The 18,716-nt window shown below is 62.8% G+C and carries 21 protein-coding genes and 1 tRNA gene; 5 read left to right on the plus strand and 17 right to left on the minus strand.

Annotated features, from left to right (window positions below):
• The coding region (gene uvrA, locus AUR66_RS04500) for an excinuclease ABC subunit UvrA (protein WP_082682129.1) at positions 1–1,783 on the minus strand (1,783 nt) is incomplete at its 3' end.
• Positions 1,784–1,879: 96 nt separating this feature from the next.
• Positions 1,880–2,236: a cell division protein SepF gene (locus AUR66_RS04505; protein ID WP_058571300.1), complete on the minus strand. Its 357-nt coding sequence runs from the start codon at positions 2,234–2,236 to the stop codon at positions 1,880–1,882.
• Positions 2,237–2,393: 157 nt separating this feature from the next.
• On the opposite strand from AUR66_RS04505, the gene AUR66_RS04510 reads away from it, so the two are divergent.
• Positions 2,394–3,071, plus strand: a complete 678-nt coding sequence (locus AUR66_RS04510; RefSeq protein WP_058571301.1) for a DUF1028 domain-containing protein — start codon at positions 2,394–2,396, stop codon at positions 3,069–3,071.
• Positions 3,072–3,102: 31 nt separating this feature from the next.
• On the opposite strand, the gene AUR66_RS04515 is transcribed toward AUR66_RS04510, so the two are convergent.
• Positions 3,103–3,582 (minus strand): RNA-binding protein, encoded by a 480-nt coding sequence (locus AUR66_RS04515; protein ID WP_058571302.1) that lies wholly within the window; start codon positions 3,580–3,582, stop codon positions 3,103–3,105.
• 199 nt (positions 3,583–3,781) lie between these two features.
• Between AUR66_RS04515 and AUR66_RS04520 the strand changes: the two genes are divergently transcribed.
• The 3 genes from AUR66_RS04520 to AUR66_RS04530 all read left to right on the plus strand — a co-directional run bounded on the left by AUR66_RS04520 (position 3,782) and on the right by AUR66_RS04530 (position 5,782).
• Positions 3,782–4,084: a DUF7562 family protein gene (locus AUR66_RS04520; RefSeq protein WP_058571303.1), complete on the plus strand. Its 303-nt coding sequence runs from the start codon at positions 3,782–3,784 to the stop codon at positions 4,082–4,084.
• A 105-nt stretch (positions 4,085–4,189) separates the two neighbouring features.
• A complete protein-coding gene (locus tag AUR66_RS04525) occupies positions 4,190–5,509 on the plus strand; it encodes an RNB domain-containing ribonuclease (RefSeq protein WP_058571304.1) in 1,320 nt (439 codons plus the stop codon).
• Positions 5,510–5,563: 54 nt separating this feature from the next.
• Positions 5,564–5,782: a hypothetical protein gene (locus tag AUR66_RS04530; RefSeq protein WP_058571305.1), complete on the plus strand. Its 219-nt coding sequence runs from the start codon at positions 5,564–5,566 to the stop codon at positions 5,780–5,782.
• A 96-nt stretch (positions 5,783–5,878) separates the two neighbouring features.
• On the opposite strand, the gene AUR66_RS04535 is transcribed toward AUR66_RS04530, so the two are convergent.
• The 10 genes from AUR66_RS04535 to AUR66_RS04580 all read right to left on the minus strand — a co-directional run bounded on the left by AUR66_RS04535 (position 5,879) and on the right by AUR66_RS04580 (position 15,166).
• Complete coding sequence (locus tag AUR66_RS04535) at positions 5,879–6,112, minus strand: DUF7385 family protein (RefSeq protein ID WP_058571306.1); 234 nt, start codon at positions 6,110–6,112, stop codon at positions 5,879–5,881.
• Positions 6,113–6,146: 34 nt separating this feature from the next.
• On the minus strand, positions 6,147–6,524 hold the full coding sequence (locus tag AUR66_RS04540; protein ID WP_058571307.1) for a hypothetical protein: 378 nt from the start codon (positions 6,522–6,524) through the stop codon (positions 6,147–6,149).
• Between the two features lie 85 nt (positions 6,525–6,609).
• Positions 6,610–6,822 carry a hypothetical protein gene (locus AUR66_RS04545; RefSeq protein ID WP_058571308.1) on the minus strand — a complete coding sequence of 71 codons (213 nt, stop codon included), beginning with the start codon at positions 6,820–6,822 and terminating at the stop codon, positions 6,610–6,612.
• Positions 6,823–6,903: 81 nt separating this feature from the next.
• Positions 6,904–8,508, minus strand: coding sequence for a PAS domain-containing protein (locus tag AUR66_RS04550; RefSeq protein WP_058571309.1), 1,605 nt, complete (start codon positions 8,506–8,508; stop codon positions 6,904–6,906).
• Positions 8,509–9,059: 551 nt separating this feature from the next.
• Positions 9,060–9,131: transfer RNA gene (locus tag AUR66_RS04555), tRNA-Ala, on the minus strand.
• Between the two features lie 251 nt (positions 9,132–9,382).
• Entirely contained in the window at positions 9,383–9,691 is a 309-nt protein-coding gene (gene rpsJ / locus AUR66_RS04560) for a 30S ribosomal protein S10 (RefSeq protein ID WP_058571310.1), read from the minus strand.
• Positions 9,692–9,693: 2 nt separating this feature from the next.
• The gene (tuf, locus tag AUR66_RS04565) at positions 9,694–10,959 is read right to left on the minus strand and encodes a translation elongation factor EF-1 subunit alpha (protein WP_058571311.1); all 1,266 of its coding nucleotides are present in this window, start codon (positions 10,957–10,959) and stop codon (positions 9,694–9,696) included.
• A gap of 191 nt (positions 10,960–11,150) precedes the next feature.
• The gene (locus AUR66_RS04570; RefSeq protein WP_058571312.1) at positions 11,151–12,104 is read right to left on the minus strand and encodes a homoserine dehydrogenase; all 954 of its coding nucleotides are present in this window, start codon (positions 12,102–12,104) and stop codon (positions 11,151–11,153) included.
• The gene (locus tag AUR66_RS04575) at positions 12,101–12,676 is read right to left on the minus strand and encodes a hypothetical protein (protein ID WP_058571318.1); all 576 of its coding nucleotides are present in this window, start codon (positions 12,674–12,676) and stop codon (positions 12,101–12,103) included. The genes AUR66_RS04570 and AUR66_RS04575 overlap by 4 nt, the downstream gene beginning before the upstream one ends.
• Before the next feature lie 306 nt (positions 12,677–12,982).
• The gene (locus AUR66_RS04580; RefSeq protein WP_058571313.1) at positions 12,983–15,166 is read right to left on the minus strand and encodes an elongation factor EF-2; all 2,184 of its coding nucleotides are present in this window, start codon (positions 15,164–15,166) and stop codon (positions 12,983–12,985) included.
• Between the two features lie 189 nt (positions 15,167–15,355).
• On the opposite strand from AUR66_RS04580, the gene AUR66_RS04585 reads away from it, so the two are divergent.
• Positions 15,356–16,111 carry a DUF5781 family protein gene (locus tag AUR66_RS04585; RefSeq protein ID WP_058571314.1) on the plus strand — a complete coding sequence of 252 codons (756 nt, stop codon included), beginning with the start codon at positions 15,356–15,358 and terminating at the stop codon, positions 16,109–16,111.
• 57 nt (positions 16,112–16,168) lie between these two features.
• On the opposite strand, the gene AUR66_RS04590 is transcribed toward AUR66_RS04585, so the two are convergent.
• The 4 genes from AUR66_RS04590 to AUR66_RS04605 all read right to left on the minus strand — a co-directional run.
• A complete protein-coding gene (locus AUR66_RS04590) occupies positions 16,169–16,783 on the minus strand; it encodes a 30S ribosomal protein S7 (protein WP_058571315.1) in 615 nt (204 codons plus the stop codon).
• A gap of 3 nt (positions 16,784–16,786) precedes the next feature.
• Positions 16,787–17,215: a 30S ribosomal protein S12 gene (locus tag AUR66_RS04595; protein WP_004058161.1), complete on the minus strand. Its 429-nt coding sequence runs from the start codon at positions 17,213–17,215 to the stop codon at positions 16,787–16,789.
• 186 nt (positions 17,216–17,401) lie between these two features.
• Positions 17,402–18,313 carry a mechanosensitive ion channel family protein gene (locus tag AUR66_RS04600; RefSeq protein WP_058571316.1) on the minus strand — a complete coding sequence of 304 codons (912 nt, stop codon included), beginning with the start codon at positions 18,311–18,313 and terminating at the stop codon, positions 17,402–17,404.
• Positions 18,314–18,382: 69 nt separating this feature from the next.
• Positions 18,383–18,716: NusA-like transcription termination signal-binding factor (locus tag AUR66_RS04605; RefSeq protein WP_058571317.1), on the minus strand; the 334-nt coding region annotated here is incomplete at its 5' end.

The following is an 18,716-nucleotide window of genomic DNA, read 5'->3' on the forward strand; positions in this document are numbered from 1 at the left end:
CGACGACTTCGCCGCCGCGCTTGCCCGGACCGGGACCCATGTCGATAATCTCGTCTGCCCGGCGCATCGTCTCTTCGTCGTGTTCGACGACGATGAGCGTGTTCCCGAGGTCACGCAGGCCTTCGAGCGTGTTGAGGAGTTTGTCGTTGTCGCGCTGGTGGAGGCCGATAGAGGGTTCGTCGAGGACGTAGAGGACGCCCACGAGTCCCGACCCGACCTGCGTGGCGAGGCGGATACGCTGTGACTCCCCGCCGGAGAGGGTCGCCGCCTCGCGGTCCAACGTGAGGTACTCCAGACCGACTTCGGTCATGAAGCCGAGACGGGCGCGAATCTCCTTGAGAATCTCCTGTGCGATAGTTCGCTCGCGCTCGGTGAGTTCGGTTTCGAGTCCCTCGAAGTGTTCGAGTGCGTCGGCGATGCTCAGACGGTTGACTTCGGGGAGCGTCGTGCCGCCGACACGGACGTGGCGAGACTGCTCTTTCAGGCGCGACCCGTGACAGTCGGGACAGGTCGTGACGGCCATGTACTCCTCGATGTGGTCGCGCGTGCGGTCGGAGTCCGTCTCGACGTGCCGGCGTTCGAGGTTCTCTACGACGCCCTCGAAGGGGTGTTCCTTGTGGCGCGTGCCGTTCTTCGTCGTCCACTCGAACACCACGTCTTCGGTGGTACCGAAGAGGAACGCGTGCTGGACTTCCTCGTCTAAGTCCTCGAACGGCGTGTTCACGCTGACGCCGAAGTGGTCGGCGACGCAGTCGATTTGCCGGCGGTAGTAGGTCCGGTTGTAACTCCACGGTTCGAAGACGTGTTTGAGCGGTTTCGAAGGCTCGGTGACGACGAGGTCCGGGTCAACCTCTTTCGCCTTGCCGAGACCCTCACACTCCGGACAGGCCCCGTGGGGACTGTTGAACGAGAACGACCGCGTCTCGATTTCGGAGAACCGGAACGACGAGTTCGGGTTCCCGAGTTCTTCGGAGAACTCGACGACGAGTCGGTCGTCTCCGTCGCCCGCGAGCGACCCGGTCGAACGCGTGTTGGAGGCGAAGGGAAGGTCTTCCGGCGGGTCCGGGACGATGAGTTTGAGGACGCCGTTCGCCTCTTCGAGCGCCGTCTCGACGGAGTCGGCGATGCGAGAACGCGCGTCAGGCGAGACTTTCACCCGGTCGACGACCACGTCGATGGTGTGGTCGTAGTTCTTGTCGAGTTCGGGCGTCTCGAACGAGAGGTCGTACTCCTCACCGTCGACTTCGACGCGGGCGTACCCGTCGGAGACGAGGTCCGAAAAGAGGTCTTTGAACTCGCCTTTCTGGTCGCGGACGACGGGGGCGACGACTTTCGCTTTCGTCCCCGCGGGGAGTTCGAGAATCTGCTCGACCATGTCCTGTGCGGACTGCTCGCCGACCTCTTCGCCCGTGATGGGGTCGTACTGCGTGCCGACCCGCGCGTACAGGAGACGGAGGTAGTCGTGGAGTTCGGTGACCGTCCCGACGGTCGAACGGGGGTTGTTCGCACCGTTCTTCTGGTCGATGGAGATGGCCGGCGAGAGACCCTCGACGGCCTCGACTTTCGGCTTGTCCATCTGGCCGAGGAAGTTCCGGGCGTACGCCGACAGCGACTCGATGTAGCGGCGTTGGCCCTCCGCGTAGATGGTGTCGAACGCGAGGGAGGACTTGCCCGACCCCGACAGGCCGGTGACGACAGTGAACGTCTCGCGAGGGATGCGGACGTCGAGGTCCTTGAGGTTGTGCTCTTCGGCACCGCGAACCTCGATGTGGTCCTTGCTCATTCGGACGACTCTAGGCACGAGGGGACCGAATAGGCATCGGTTCGGGTCATCCGAACCGCATGTTGCGGGCCTCCCACCCGCGGCAAAAAGGTGTGGTTAGGAGTTGAGTTTCCGACGAGCGACGGAGATGTTCGTCGGGGTGATGATAATCTGGTCGTCACCCTTCTGGACGATGTCGCCGTCGACTTCTTGGGCGACCTGTCGAAGGTCGTCGATGATGTGTTCCATCGTGCTGTCCTGCGTCGTGTGTCGAGTGATGTCCGCGATGACCATGTCACCATCGTAGACGGCGTCTTTGATGGCGATGACGTCCTGTTGGCCGCCGATATCCGCGATGTGGACCGAGATGCCGGCCCCCCCGCGGGCGGTATCGAAGTCGTCGAGGTCGAGTTCGACGTAGTCCTCGGTAGTTCTGGAGCCACCACCACCGAGAATCTTGCTCATGATGCCCATAGGACGTAGAGAGGTCACGACAGGGTTAGTTCTTACGTCAGACGACTATCAGGCATCAGATACATTCTCGGCGTTGAGACGGGGCAATGAGCCACGACAACCGGCGTGGTCGGCCGATTCCGTCGGGTGTTTTACCCCAGTTATCCTCTGACACACTATGACCTTCAGCATCTGCGTCCGCGAGGCGTACGTCGACGACGACGGACTCGACCAGCACCGCTTCGGCGTCGCCGTGACGACACGACTCCCTGGCGTGGGAGCGCTCTGCCCGTTCGCGAGCGAACACGGCGCGATTGCGACACAGGCGCTGACGAACGTCGAACTCGGCCGAAAGGGGATGTCGTACCTCGCAGATGGCGTCGCTGTCGACGACGCCCTCCAGGCCCTCTTGAACGCCGACGACGGGCGCGAACAGCGCCAACTCCACGGCGTCGATGCCGACGGGACGTTCGCGTTCACTGGCGACGAGTGCCACGAGTGGGCCGGACACCGCGAGGGCGACGACTACACTGTCGCGGGCAATCTGCTCACGGGCGAGTCAGTCGTCGATGCCGTCGCCGAGTCGTACGAGAACAGCGGCCGCGACGAACCGCTGGCGAAACGCCTCATCGACGCGCTGGGTGCTGGCCACGCCGCAGGCGGCGACAAGCGCGAGGACTTACCGATTCAGAGTGCGGCCGTCGTCGTCGAGACGACGGAAGACCGAGAGATGGACCCGTACTACGACGACCTACGGGTGGACGCGACGGAGACACCGCTTCGGGACCTCCGCGAGACGTTCGCACTGGCGCGCGAGGGCTACGAGGCGGCCCTCGAAAAGTACGCCGAGGAGTGAGGGAGCGTGGCGACGGACGCTGAAGAGTGAGTTAGACCGAGAAGTCGAACAGGTCGTCACCGACGTGGTGGATGGACTCGACCACCTTTCCGGAGTCGCCGACGAGGTCAGACCCGTCTTCGAGTGCGCGCCCGATGGCGAGGATTTTGCCGTGGGTCTCTTCTGCGATAGCGACGAGGTCACCGGCCGCGATGCTGTCGTCCGCTTCGGTGATACCGGGGCGCATCACGTCGGCACCGCTGGAGACGAACGAGACGGCGCCCGCGTCGACGGTGACGACGTTCTTCGTCGGTGGGAACTGATTCGCACCTTTGACGGTCAAGAAGGGTTCGCCGTCGACGTACATGACGGCGGGTTCGCCGTCGACGAGGACGACTTCGTAGTCCGCGTCCGCGAACTCGACTGCCTCGAACGCGTCGCCGTCGATTTCGACGCCGAGGAGCGACTCGACGGACGATTTGACCGCTTGGATTTCGTCGTTCCGGAGATGGTGGCGAGACTTGACCTTCATATCGGGTCGTGGACGCTCACGGCCGATAAATCGACCGCTCCGCGACGAGCAACTACGTCACGTCGGTGGGGGACGCGCAATCGACGGTGGTGAGTGTGGCGCCACGGCGAGCGACGACAGGTACAACAGCAGTAGTCGTGCGACGTACGTCGGACGAACCGGAACAACAGATAAGTACGGTTGGGCCCACCTCATCCGTATGTGGCGCTCCCGGACCAACCGGGACCGGAAGACGGTCGTGTGCATCGCATGTGGCGATTCGGTACTCCGGTCGGCGGCGCGAGAATACGACAAAGAGGGGAACCGCTGGGAACGACACGGCAAGCGGTTCGAACACCTCTGTAAGGAGTGTTATCGGGAACTCTGTCACCAACCGCGCGAGGAACTCGAAGGCCTCCTCGTCGACATCGAGGAACACGGCATCTCACAAGACGAGTTCCTCACTCGGTACTTCGCCGCCGTCACGGAACGGTACGAGTCGCCGGGCGAGCGCGGACAGTAACGAAGCCCCACGTCCCGTCACGTCCGGGCGGCGAGTGACGTCGTTTTTCGACACCACCGTCTCGGCCCCGACACGCATTTCTCCCTGCCCCGTTTAGACGGGGCCATGTCAGACGACGCGCAGGCGTACGCCGGAACCGCCGAAGGGCAAGGCCCGGTCGAAATCGACGCCGAACTCGCGCGACACCTCCAGAACAAGCGCGAGGAACTGTTCGAGGAGTTCGAGATTCGCGACAAATTCCCGCCGGAAGTCCTCTCGGAGGCGCGCGCCCGCACCGAAGGCGTCCACGAGGAGATAGAAGACGAACTGGACCACCGTCAGGACCTCCGTGACCTGACGACGTGGACGACCGACCCTGTGGACGCACAGGACTTCGACGACGCCATCAGCATCCGCGAGAACGACGAGACGTACACGCTGTGGGTCCACATCGCCGACGTGACCCACTACGTCCACCCCGGGTCGGAGATGTGGGCCGAGGCGGTCAAGCGCGGGAACACCGTCTACCTTCCCGCCTACACGATTCACATGCTCCCACCGGTCCTCGCCGAGACGGTCTGCTCCCTCGTCCCGAACGAAGACCGACTGGCGCACACCGTCGAGATGGAGATCAAGAAGGACACGCTCTCGTTCGAATCTATCGACATCTACAAGTCCGTCATCCACTCCAACGAGCGACTCACGTACACGCAGTGTGAGAACCGCCTCGACGACCCGGAACTCCCACTCCACGAGGAGAACTCGCTCGTCTACGAACTCGCCGACCAACTCCACGAACAGCGCAAAGAAGACGGGTCGCTCGTCCTCAACCCGAGTCGTGACCGCGCGCACACCATCATCGAAGAGTGCATGCTGAAGGCCAACAAGGCCGTCACGCACGAACTCATGTGGAACCGCGGCGTCGAGGCGATGTACCGCGTCCACCCGCAACCCACGCCCGACCAGTGGGACAAGGCGCTCCGCGAGATTACCGAACTCGACGGCGTGAGCATCAAGTCCACGTCGTGGGACGAACCCCGTAAGGCCGTCAACGACGCACTCGAAAGCGCGAACTCCCGCACGCTCAACAAGATTCAGCGCGCCGTGCTGAAGGTCATGCCCCGTGCGAAGTACATGAACGACCCCTTCGGCGGTCACTACGCGCTCAACTTCGACATCTACGGGCACTTCACCTCGCCCATCCGCCGCCTGTCGGACCTCATCAACCACTGGATCGTCCACGAGAACGACGTCCCCGAGGACCTCGTCGAACTCTGTGACCGTGCGTCTGACCGCCAGAAAGACGCCGAGACGGCCGAGCGACTCTACAAGCAGTTCCTCCAAGAAGTCGGCCTCGACCCCTACGCCGTGAACAATCGCGGTATCGTCACCGTCGACGACGAAGGCGACGTCGTCGACGAGAACGGCCTCCCGCCGCGCGAGTAACCGCAGACACCCACGCTCGATTACACTTTTTATCTCACACTGCGTCGTGAACGTATGAACAGAGTCCAAACCACCGTCGTAGACGGCATCTTCGCGTTCGTCGTCGGGTTCCTCGTCGGCACGTTCACCGGTGGGTGGCGCGACGGCCTCCGCGCGGGTGTGACTGCCGCCGTCGTCTCGGCAGTCGTGACGTATCTCGTCTACGGTGTCCTCGAAGTGGAGACGCTCGTCGAAGAGACGACTATCGACGCCGAGCGCGTCACCGCGGAGTAAGTGGCTCGCGTCCCCGCAGTCGTGTCGGGGTTACGGTGAGTGGTGCCACCGTTCCCGCGAGTCGTGTCGCGACTGCCACGAGGTGGTCGCGACTGGCTACTGCTTGTGCGTGAACAACAGCACGTCGTCGTCGTGCGTGGTCACACACAGGTCGAGCATCATGCTCAGTTCCAGACTGTTGTAGTCGTCTTCGCAGACGACCAGGTCGTCGAACGGTTCCTGACAGGCGGGACAGGCGATAGCGACCGTGTTCTGGTAGGTAGTGACGCCGCCACTGGACTCGTACGGCGTGAGCGACGACCGAAGTTCGTCGAGTTCCTCGTCGTTCATGAGAGTGTGGTGTGCAGGGCTGGCGTATAATTCTTCACGGTTGGACACCCCGCTCGTCCAGTCCGCACGCCCAACGGAAGTGCGGGTGGACCCACGCCAGCACCGCCACGTTCGCTTCGACCCACGACGCCGGGTCGCTCAACTGCCGTGAGAGGACTTCGGCGTCGTCTTCGTGTGTCCCGTCGCGGTCGAACGGGACCGATTCGAGCGTCCGCGATGCGGGATTGAAGAAGACTGCTCGCTCGGTGTCCGCGTCGAGCGCGACTAACCGCGACCCGTTGGCGTCCTTCTGGAGGAGGGCTTGCGCCATACGGTGCTGGTAGACCCCACGACGCGTCTCGCGGAGGGTGGAGACGACGTCTCGGAAGAGGGCGGTTGGGTCCGACGGCGGGGTTCCCTGTCCTGTTTCCATATCCCTCCGGTCGGAGTGCGGTGTAAAGAGGGTCCGCCAAGGGCGGAGTGAAAGTGAACGGTTTAGCGGAAGTGGAATCGTCAGATTAGCGGTCGGTCCCCGGAACGTATCGTCTGAAAAGGGGGACAAACGGCTTGACGAGGAGGAGTGCGACGGCGACGAAGACGTAGAGCGTCCACTCGTCGGGCACCCCGAGTGCGCGAAGTGCGAGTGTGATGCCGAGCGTGAGGAGGACGTAGACCCAGAACACGGCAACTACTGGGATGTAGCCGTGTGTGGAAGACGGGGTTTCGAACACAGTCGCTCTTCGCGTCGAGTCGAAGAAGTCGTTTGGGGCCGAAGGCGGGCACTCACTCCGACGTTGGGGGGCCGTCAGTACTTACTCACGACGCTCGTCGCGTCCGTCGAGTTGCGTCAACTTCACCCGAGCGTGGTCGACGAGAAGTTCGGCGAACTCCTGGTCGTACTCGTCGAACGCTCCGACTTCACTGAACACCGCCTGGAACGTGCCGAACGTCCCGATGGGAACCGTCATCGCCGACCGGTAGTCCGAATCGGCCGGTGTGGTATCGGCCTCTCTGAGGTCGTCGACGATGATGGTCTCCTGGCGGTTGTACGCCCGCACCGCGAACGTGTCGTTCGAGTCGAGCGACGTCCGCGGGAAGTACCCGCTCTCGTCCCCGGTGAGTTCCCACGCTTCCTGGACGAGGTACCCATCCCGTTCGATGTCGACTGCGACGAGGTCGAAGTCCAGTACGTTCTCGGCCGTCTCGACGAGCGTCTCGTAGACCGTCTGCGCGTCGTCGGACTGCTCTATCGTCTGGGCGGCACTGTGGAGGGCGGTCAGCGTGCGCTCTCGCTCTTTTCGTGCAGTGATGTCGACTGCGGCCCCTGCCGTCGCGAATAGGTCGCCATCGTCGTCGAACAACGGCGTAATCCGAGAGAGGTAGACTCTCGTTCCACGGGTCGTGTCGAGTTCTTCTTCGATTTCGACGGGTTCACCGGCAGACAACACGCGCCGGTCGTTCTCTCTGAACTGGTCGGCGAGTTCCGGGTCGAAGAGGTCGTCGAGGGGTCTCCCGACCACGTCGGCGTCGTGGTCGATACCCATGAGTTCCCGGTAGTTCTGGTTCATCAGCGTGAACTGGTGGTCCGTGTCCCGCATCCAGAGTGCCGCCTGCACGCTGTCGAGGATGCCCTGGAGTTGCCGTGTCTGCGTCTGGAGTTGCTGTTCTCGTCGCTTCCGCTCCGTGATGTCCGTGAAGTAGACGTAGATGCTTTCGTCCGTCTCCGAGGGGAAGATTCGCTCTTCTATCCAGCGGTCCGGGTTGATGTCGGACCGCCCCACGATTCGGCGAGACTCACCCGTCGTGAGCACGTCGTTGTACCCCTCGATAGACGCGTCGGAGTCACCTTCGACGGTGAGTTCGCGGTAGTTCATCCCGACGAGTTCCTCGCGAGGGACGCCGGTCAGTTCGACCGTCTGTTCGTTCACGTCCGTGACCGTGAGGTCGGCGTCCATCTCGACGAATCCGTCGGTGATTCGAGTGAGCGTCTGGCGACGCCGGCGGTTGGCGCGTTCCGAGTGGCGTCGCGCGCGGTGCTGTGCGACGATGTTGGTGATTCTGTTGGCGAGAACGGTGTACTGACTGGTCCCTGTCTCTTTCTGGATGTAATCGGTCGCACCGGCCGAAATCGCGTCGGCAGCGACTTCCTCTGACCCCTTGCCGGTAAAGAGGATGAACGGGAGTTCGGGGTACTCCTCGCGAACCGCCTTCAGAAAGTCGATGCCTGTCTGGCCGGGCATGTCGTAGTCGCTGACGATGCAGTCGACGTCACTCTCGTCGAGGCGAGTGAGACCGTGGTCGGCACTGCTCGCCCACACGACGTCGAGTCGTGCGTTCTCTCGTTCGAGGAACGTCGCCGTCAGGTCCGCGAACCCTGGGTCGTCGTCGACGTGCAACACCCGTATCGGACCAGCCATCTATCCCTCTGTTCAGAGGAGGTTACTATAGTAATTCTGCTCTCACTGCTCGAAGTGTCTCACGTCCGATATCCACCGCATTCAGGCCTCTACTAGTATATTTTCGCAGAAGGCGGCGTGGCCCACAACGAATGTGATATCGTAGTGTTACAATTTTGTGAGTATGCCCTCCAACTGGTCGGCCCTCTCTGTCGTCTGTCTCGTCTTCCTCGCAGGCTGTGTCGCGACGCTGTAGGTACTCGTCGGACTCCTGACGGAGTCACGACTCGTTGGGTAGCGTCGCGAAAATGGTAGTGGACTCGCGGGGTTCCCGCGAACGAAGTGAGCGGGGGCAAGCGAGTCCATTGACTGAGGGAGTGTAACGACCGAAAGAAATGGACTCGCGGGGATATTGAACCACGGTCGCTCCCGTTCGCTCGCGCTGCTCGCTCACCTCCCGCTCCCTGATTCAAATCCCCGCTCGAACATTCACGATTACACTCGACACCGACGGTACTCGCAGGGCTCCTAGCGGAGCCACTGCTCGTCGGTGTGGTGTCGAGAGAAAGTAGTGGACTCGCGGGGATTTGAACCCCGGGCCTCTTCCTTGCGAAGGAAGCGATCTGCCACTGATCTACGAGCCCTCACTCCCACGGAGTCGTGGGATACACTTATACCCTATGTTTCTGCGGTCGTCGGATATGCGTTAGCATCCCGAGCCGTCGGGCGATTGCGTTGTCACGTCTGTCGGGCGTGTCGAATCGAAGTGAGATGACACGCGCCTTAGCGCTGAGACCAGCTCGGAGGCAGTCCTCCGGGACGCGCGCCTCGACAGCCGCGAAACGTGACGAAGTGCGTCACGAACGGTGTGTCCGAAGCGGACAGACCGTGTGGCTTAGTCTTCGAGGACGATCTCGATGCTGACGTCGTTAGGAACCTGGACGCGCATCAGCTGGCGCAGCGCGCGTTCGTCAGCGTCGAGGTCGATCAGACGCTTGTGGACGCGCATCTCCCAGTGCTCCCACGTCGCCGTTCCCTCGCCGTCAGGCGATTTGCGGGAGGGAACTTCGAGCGTCTTCGTGGGCAGCGGGATCGGCCCGCTGAGGTTGACGCCCGTCTTGTTCGCAATCTCGCGGACGTCGTCGCAGATATCGTCGAGGTCTTCCGGACTCGTGCCGGCGAGCCGAACGCGTGCCTGTTGCATCGTTATCGCTCGTTGACTTCGAGCACCTTGCCGGCCGCGATGGTCTGACCCATGTCACGGACAGCGAAGCTGCCGAGTTCCGGAATCTCGGAGGACGGCTCGATGCTGAGCGGCTTCTGCGGACGGACCGTCACGATTGCAGCGTCGCCGGACTTGATGAAGTCCGGGTTCTCCTCAGCGACCTCACCCGACGCGGGGTCGAGCTTCTGGTCGATGGACTCGATGGTACACGCGACCTGCGCCGTGTGGGCGTGGAAGACCGGCGTGTAGCCAGCGGTGATGACCGAGGGGTGCTGCATGACGACGACCTGCGCCTTGAACGTCTCGGCGACCTTCGGCGGGTCGTCAGCCGGGCCACAGACGTCGCCGCGGCGGATGTCGTCCTTGCCGACGCCACGAACGTTGAAACCAACGTTGTCGCCAGGACCAGCCTGGGGGACTTCTTCGTGGTGCATCTCGACGGTCTTGACCTCGCCGCCAACGTCAGACGGCTGGAAGCTCACGTTGTCGCCAGCGCTCATCGTACCGGTCTCGATACGTCCGACAGGGACGGTACCGATGCCCGAGATGGTGTAGACGTCCTGGATGGGCAGGCGCAGCGGCGCGTCCGTCGGCGGCTGCGGTGCCGGCAGGTTGTTGAGGGCCTCGAGGAGGATGTCGCCATCGTACCAGGAGGTGTTGTCGGAGCGCTCTGCGATGTTGTCGCCCTCGAATGCCGAGATGGGGACGAACGTCGCGTTGTCGGCGTCGAAGCGGACCTGCTTGAGGAGGTTGCCGACCTGCTCTTTGACTTCCTTGTAGGAGTCTTCGCTGTAGTCGACGACGTCCATCTTGTTGACCGCGATGATGAGTTCGCCGATACCGAGCGTACGTGCGAGGAAGACGTGCTCGCGGGTCTGAGGCGCGACACCGTCGTCAGCAGCGACGACGAGGACCGCGTTGTCAGCCTGCGAAGCACCGGTGATCATGTTCTTGACGAAGTCGCGGTGGCCAGGACAGTCGACGATGGTGAAGTAGTATTCGTCCGTGTCGAATTCCTGGTGGGCGATGTCGATCGTTACACCGCGCTCACGCTCTTCTGCGAGGTTGTCCATGACGTAGGCGAATTCGAATCCGCCCTTGCCTTTCTCCTCGGCCTCTTCTCGGTGCTGCTCGATGACGTGTTCCGGGACGGAACCGGTTTCGAACAGGAGTCGGCCGACGAGCGTACTCTTACCGTGGTCGACGTGGCCGATGATGGCCAGATTCTGGTGGGGTTTGTCGCTCATTGGTGTATTCACGCGCTAAGGCGCTCTGTGGGGAGTGTTTTTGTTGAAACCCCTAAAACGATTTCGATACGGTCTACGGGCCGTCTAAGCGCCGTACTGCGATTTGCGGAACCATACCACAGTCACAGATAGGTGAATATCTCTCGTCGGGTAAAACGCCACGAGGTGGCCCGTTCGGGCCTGAAAGCGGGTTATTCGAGACGCGAAACGTCGGACAGGACCGCCGTCGCAGTCTCCGGACCACCCGCACCGCGGCCACTAACGTTCAATTGACCAGCATGTTCTGTCTCCAGCTGGACGATGTTCTGCGTGCCCGTGACCGCCAGCGCGGCACCCTGTGGGACCAGGCGCGGTGCCACGCGCACGCCGTCGGCAGTCGCCTCACCGATGAGACGAACGGTGCGTCCGTCTTCTGCCGCGAGGTCGAGTGCCGTGCCGGGGACGTTCCTGATTCCCTCGACGTCTGCGTCGTCGAGTCGGTACTCGGCGTCACCGTCGCTCAGGACGTTCGCGAGGATGACGAACTTCAGCGCGGCGTCGATGCCGTCCACGTCGAACGTCGGGTCCGCCTCGGCCACGCCGAGGTCCTGCGCCTCTGCGAGGACGTGCTCGTAGTCGAGTCCTTCCGCGGCCATGCGCGAGAGGATGAAGTTGGCAGTGCCGTTGAGGACGCCGCGCGCGGCGGTCACGTGTTCAGCACCGAGGTCCGAGATGGTCGAGAGTACGGGAATCGCACCGCCGACGGTCGCTTCGAACTGGACGCGCCCCTCGCTCTCTGCTTCGAGCGCGCGCAACTCGGCGTAGCGCTCGGCGACTGGCCCCTTGTTCGCGAGGACGACGTGTTTGTCGTCGGCCAGCGCGCGCTCGACGTGTGAGAAGCCCGGTTCGGCGTCGCCGAGCGTGGTCGGCGTCGCCTCCACGAGCACGTCGTAGTCGGCGTCGAACAGCGCCTCGGGGGCGTCGTCGCCGACGACACCTTCGCGCTCTTTCCGGTCGTGGACCACCGCCGGGTCGAGACCTGCGTGGTCCGTGACCGACGACGACGAGTCGGCGAACGCGACGACTTCGTGGCCGTACTCGCCGGCGAGGTCCAAGACGGACCCACCGACTGCACCCGCACCGAGGACGGCGAGTCGGAGCGTCATGCTGCGTCCTCCGTGAGCGGTTCGATGACGTGCAAGTCTTTCTCCGCCGCGATGTCGCGGACGACGGTGAGCGCCTCGTCGGCTTTGCCTGCTCGTGCAGCGAGCCTGAGACGCGCGCTGGACGATTCTTGCGTCCCGTCGGGGGCAGACAGCGAGAGGTCCTTCACCGTCGCGTCAGCGGACGCCTCGACGCGGTGGAGCGTGTCCGAGAGGTCGGAGTCGACGAGGTCGCCGACGAGGATGAGTGTCACTTCCTCGCCGAAGTGCTCGGCGCCGGCGCGGATGACGTTGACACCGGCCTCGCGGAGGGCCTCCACGATGCCCTCGAACCGGTCCGGCGGACATTCGAGGTCGACTTCGACCGGGATGTGTCCGCGGGGCGTGAGGTTCCCGCGTTCGTGGAAGATGGAGAGCAAGTTCCCGCCGTTTTCGGCGATGGGTTGGAGCGCGGCGAGGAGTTGACCGGGTTCGTCGACGAGTTCGAGCCGAACCGTGTGTGGCTTCGGCATCTGGCCACCACCGTCGGTCTCTGCGTCGGCATCGGCGTCGCTGTCGACGTCTTGTGCGCTCATCGTCCCACCTCCGTGGGCCGTCCCGACGGTGTTGTCGGCGACGCGTGGCTCAGCCGTGGTTCCGCGTCGACGCGACAGGAGTCGGGAGACGTACCCGTACGCATATGTGTTCGTGATTCGGCCACGAGGTATAAGCCTTCGCAGGTGACACGGCTTGCCGATATCGGCCGCGTGGTGGCACGTGACACGGTGAGACGGAAGATGAGCGACTGCGACGACGAGGTGAAAAGCGGTCAGCTGACAGACGACGAACACAGCGCTGTCGCTGGTGGGCCGATAAACGAAGGAAGGCGCGGAGGTGCGCGCTTAGATGTAGTCGATAGCCTGCGAGAGTTCGAGCTTCATGCCCTTGCGCTCGCGAATCTCCATAATCTTCTCGCGCTGGAGGTTGTCCGAGAGGACGCGGAAGCCAGCGTTCTCCGTGTTCCAGGAGGCGCGGCCTTCCGTCGCGGAGCGAACGTCCGAGGAGAAGCCGATCATCTCTTCGACGGGTGCGATACCCTCGATGACCATGAGGTCACCTTCCTGGTACATGTCGTCGACGCGGCCACGGCGACCCTGAATCTCGCCGGATGCCGAGCCCATGTAGTCGGACGGAACGTCGATGCGGACGTTCTGGATGGGTTCGAGGAGCTTCACCTGACCCGCGATGAGCGAACGGTGGACCGCGTCACGCGTCGCAGGGATGACCTGTGCGGGACCGCGGTGGATGGTGTCCTCGTGGAGCTTGGCGTCGTGGAGACGGAGGAGCGTCCCCTGGACGGGTTCCGCAGCGAGCGGACCGTCGTCGAGTGCCTCTTCGAGACCCTCGATGACGAGTTCCATCGTCTCGTTGAGGTGCTGGATACCCTTCGTGTCGTCGATGAGGATGTTGGTCCCGTGGATGTGTTCGACGTTCTGCGAAGAGTCCTTGTCCATGCCGGCTTCCTGCAGTGCCTCGCGGCGCTCCAGTTCGGGCATGTCCATCGAGATTTCGCCGAGCTTGATGTCGTCGACGATGTCCTGCGAGAGGGGTTCCGCCGTGATGTAGAACTTGTTGTGGCGGTTCGGGGAGACACCCTCGACTTCGTGGGACTGACCCTGGACCTGCTCGCGGTAGACGACAATCGGCTCACCGGTGCGGACCGGGATGCCCTGGTTGTCGCGGATACGCTGCGTGATGACTTCGAGGTGGAGTTCACCCTGACCGGAGATGAGGTGCTCGCCCGTGTCCTCGTTAATCTCGATGCGGATGGTCGGGTCTTCCTTTGCGACCTGCTGGAGCGTCTGGATGAGCTTCGGCAGGTCGTCCATGCGCTCTGCCTCGACGGACTTCGTGATGACAGGCTCGGAGATGTGCTCGATGGACTCGAACGGCGTCATCTCGACGGACGAGACGGTGGAACCGGCGATGGCGTCACGGAGACCCGTGACGGCCGCGATGTTCCCTGCGGGGACGCCGCGGTCGAGTTCCTCGCGTTCGCCACCCATGAAGACACCGACAGACTGGACGCGGTTCTTGCCTGCGGTACCGGAGACGTAGAGCTCCTGACCCTTGCGGATGGTACCGGAGAAGAGACGACCCGTCGCGATTTCGCCCGCGTGGGGGTCCATCGAGATGTCGGTCGCCATGAAGACGACTTCGCCGTCGTCGTCGACTTCGCGCATCTGGCGCGCGAGTTCGGACTCGGAGTCACCACGCCAGACCGTCGGGATACGACGGGGCTGGGCTTCGAGCGGGTTGGGGAAGTGCTCCGCAACCATGTCGAGGACGACGTCCGAAAGCGGCGTGCGCTCGTGGAGTTCCTGGCGGTCGCCAGCGCGTTCGAGTTCCATGATGTCGCCGAAGGAGATACCAGTCTCTTCCATCGACGGCATGGAGACACCCCACTTGTAGAGGGCAGACCCGAAGGCGACGGTCCCGTCTTCGACGGAGACAGTCCAGTCGTAGTCCTTCTCTTCGGTCATCCCGCGGATGAGTTCGTTGACGTCGGTAATGACGTCGACGAGACGCTGTTGCATCTCCTCGGGACCTTCCTGCAGTTCGTTGATGAGGCGGTCGACCTTGTTGATGAACAGGGCCGGCTTGACGCCCTCACGGAGTGCCTGACGCAGGACCGTCTCGGTCTGCGGCATGGCACCTTCGACGGCGTCGACGACGACGAGCGCACCGTCGACGGCACGCATCGCACGCGTCACGTCGCCACCGAAGTCGACGTGGCCCGGCGTGTCGATGAGGTTGATGAGGTGGTTCTGGTCTTCCCACTCGTGGGTCATCGAGACGTTTGCCGCGTCGATGGTGATACCGCGTTCCTGTTCGTCTTCTTTCGTGTCCATCGCGAGTTGCTGACCAGCAGTCTCGTCAGAGATCATGCCGGCACCCGCGAGGAGGTTGTCCGAAAGCGTCGTCTTCCCGTGGTCGACGTGAGCTGCGATGGCGATGTTCCGGATCTGCTCCGGCTTGTCCATCAGTTTCTCACATTCCTGGACGATTTTCTTTCGTCGGCCCATTATACAGAGGTCTACCGGCAGGAGGGTCAAAAGAGTAGTGTTTTTGCCGAGCGGATTTGCCCTCGTCAGCCGTCCTACTGCCGGGGTATGAGCATTTTTGTCACGATAGCGTGAGTGTCGTTCACACTATCTCGTCGCTGGTCACCCGGCGCAAGAGTCATGTTGGTTGATAACATTACACACATACGAATGGACCTCCGTGTGCTCGGAGGCGCACCAGCAGACCCGTTCTTGAGCGCCGCCGACCTGTTCGAAACCGAGTTCGACCTCGAATATCCAGTCTTCGTGCACGTGCGCGAGGACCCCGACTCCCGCACCTGGGCCGCCCACTATCAGGACCACCACGTCCTCAACATCTCGCGGCAGGTGGCGACGAGTGCGATGAGTCGCGAACTCGCACTGCACGAACTGTCCCATATGGCCCGCAACGAGGAAGGCCACGCTTCGCACTACCAGTCGACCGAAGAGGCTGTCTTCCTCGCACTCACCGGCCGGACGGTCGAACGGCGAAAACTCGCCCACTGCTACCAGATTGCGAATCACTGTAAGGACATCTACGCGGACGACCTGACGCTCGCCGTCGCGCCCGCGGACAAACTCGTCCAGTTCCTCGAATCACAACTCGCTGCCGCCCTCGCCGACCGCCCGCAACCGGTGGCCCGGCCGGGGTCGCAACTCGTCACCACCGGGTCGGACCCGGAGATAACGGCCGTCAACGCGGCGTTCGCGCTCGCACTCGCAGAGCGACACGACCTCATCGACACCGACCACCGGCTCTACGACCTGGCACACGCCGCCGCAGACGACGCTCCGTCCGTCTCACTGGAGACGTTCAAAGAACACTTCCGGACGCTCGCGGCCGACCCCTCGAAGAGCGAGTATCGGCGCACGCTCGTGGACGTGGTGAAGAACTACGTCGTCGGGTCCAACGTCGCCGCCGACTGAGACGAAGCGAGACAGCACGACCGCTCAGGAGGCGTGAAAAACGAAGAGAGAGGGAGATTATCGGGCTGCTTCTGCGACGCGCTCTTTTTCTTCCTTCTGGGAGATAGCGTACGCCTGCACGTCGTAGTCGGCGGCACCGATGAGCTGCTGTGCGAGTGCCTCGGCGGCGCTCGTCGTCGTCTTGTAGGAGCCCTTGAGGGTGCCCTGGGCGATGAACTTCAGTGCTTCGTCGACACGGCGCTGGGGAGCGACGTCGACGGCCTGCGGGACGGAGATGCCACCGTACTTGAGACGGACAGTCTCCTCGCGGGGGCCGGCGTTCTCGACGGCACGGATGAGGACCTGAACCGGGTTCTCTTCGGTGCGCTCGTTGACGATTTCGAGCGCTTCCTTGACGATTTTACTCGTCTTCTGCTTGTGACCCGTGTTGTCTTCGGTCTGCATCAGGCGGTTGATGAGACGCTCGACGATGCTGATTTCGCTCTTCTTGAACTGCTTCGAGGCGTGACGACCCATCGTGTGAGCGATAGGCGTCGCCTTGATGTAGCGGCTCATGCTGGGGTCGGTGTACTCCATCTCGGAGACGTCCCAGACGCCGAACAGAAGCGCGTTCTGGTTCGCTTCGTCGCTGCTGGCGGGAGACTCAGGCTCGGGGGATTCGCTTTCCGACATGGTTTAGCGCACCGGCTTCTCAGCGTTTCCACGGACGAGTTCGATCATCGAGACGCCGTTGACCTTCTCGACCTTGTAGTTGACACCCGAAAGGTCACCCATCGCGCGACCCTTCGCACCACCGATACCGGCGATGGTGACTTCGTCGTGCTCGTCGATGAACGAGATTGCACCATCACCGGGACAGAAGGCGGTGACCTGCTTTCCGTTCTTGATGAGCTGAACACGGACACACTTCCGGATTGCCGAGTTCGGCTGCTTTGCTTCGATACCAACCTTCTCGAGGACGATGCCACGACCCTGCGGGGCACCCTCGAGCGGGTCGGACTTCTTGCCGAGACCGCGCTCACGGCGCGCGTACTCAGAGTCGGACCAGCGTCGCTTCTGCCGGTCTTTCTTGAGCTTGCGCGCGGCGTATTTGCCGTTCGCCATAGTGAACATGAGTTCCAGATGGAGCTACTTAAGCCTCCCTTTTCGAATCCGACGAGACGGCCTCAGATTCGTCCTTAGGGGTCGCTAATCGAAGCTGAACCCGTCTCGTCAGTTTCCAAACGAAGGGCGCTCGTGTGCGAAGAGGCACTAAAGTGCCCGGAGAAGGTGTCGTTCGCGTCGAGCATGTCACTCACCGACAACGTCCGGCGCAGACCCGCGCTCGCCCGCGAGGTCCACGTTCAACGACCCACTAACTTCGCGGCCGGAGGGCGGGCCGAGCGTCAGTCCGACTTCGTCGAACCGCAACTTTACCCGCCGTCTGAACTGTGACCGTACGTCGATGAGGTTCACGTCCATCGGCGACGCGACCCAGAATTCCGCTTTGAGGCCCACGGAACTCCCCGCGAACTCGACGATACGTGAGGTCGGTTCGGGGTCTTCTAACACCCGGTCGTCTCCACGGGTCACTTCGACCAGTTCGCGAAGCGCGAGTTCCACGTCGTCGCCGTACGCGACGTCGACTCGTTCCGTGACTCGGTACCGTTCTCTCCCGTACGGGCGAACGAGGACGTTCGTGGTGAGTTCGGTGTTCGGGACGGTCACAGTTTCGTTGTTCAGCGTGCGCACGCGTGTGACGCGGAAGTCGACCGCTTCGACTACCCCTTCACCGTTGGGCCACGAAATCCAGTCACCGACGTTGAAGTCCGGGTCGGCGACGAGAAAGAGACCGCTGATGAGTGCGCCGATGACTTCCTGTCCGGCGACGCCGAGGACGAGCGTCACCGCCGCGATGATGAGTGCGCTGTCGGTCAGCAACGACCCGTATCCTGCGCCGACGAGTCCCGCGAGTCCGGCGACGAACACGACGAACGCGTGCGTGTAGGTCCGCGTCGCCGTCTCTAACGTCGGGTTGTTCTCGTTGCGAGAACTGACGACACGCGTGACACCGGGGACGAGTGCGAGTCGGCCGAAGAGGTAGACGACGAGTGCTCCGACCACGAATCCCGCAGCAGCACCCGCAGCATCCTCGTACACCCCGAGTTGTCCGAGGTCGATTTGGCCGAGGACAGTGACGACTACTGGTCGAAACGGCAACATGAATACCTCGCCGCACGCGGCGGACAAAAACGTGTGGTCGAGCGATGTCGCAGACGACCCGGCGTCGTCCTACGTCAACTGGATGTCGTCGATGTCGTAGTGACGACGGGCCAGTTCACGGGCGGTGTCGATAGTCTTCCCCTGTGCACCGATAGCGACCCCGCGGTCTTCTTCGGCGACTTCGACGTAGGCGACGGTGTCGTTCTGGCGTGAAATCGTCACGTGTCGAACGGCGGCCGGTGCGAGCGCGCTCGCGACGAACGCTTCCGGCGTGTCGGCGTCTTCGACCAACTCGACGGAGCGACCGATGCGTCGTTCGACCGACTGGACCGTCCGCCCGCCGGGACCGATTGCCGTCGCCATCTCCCCCGCCGAGACGAGGAAGACGACCCGGTCGTCGAAG

It is taken from the genome of Haloferax profundi, from assembly GCF_001469865.1.
Lineage (GTDB): Archaea > Halobacteriota > Halobacteria > Halobacteriales > Haloferacaceae > Haloferax > Haloferax profundi.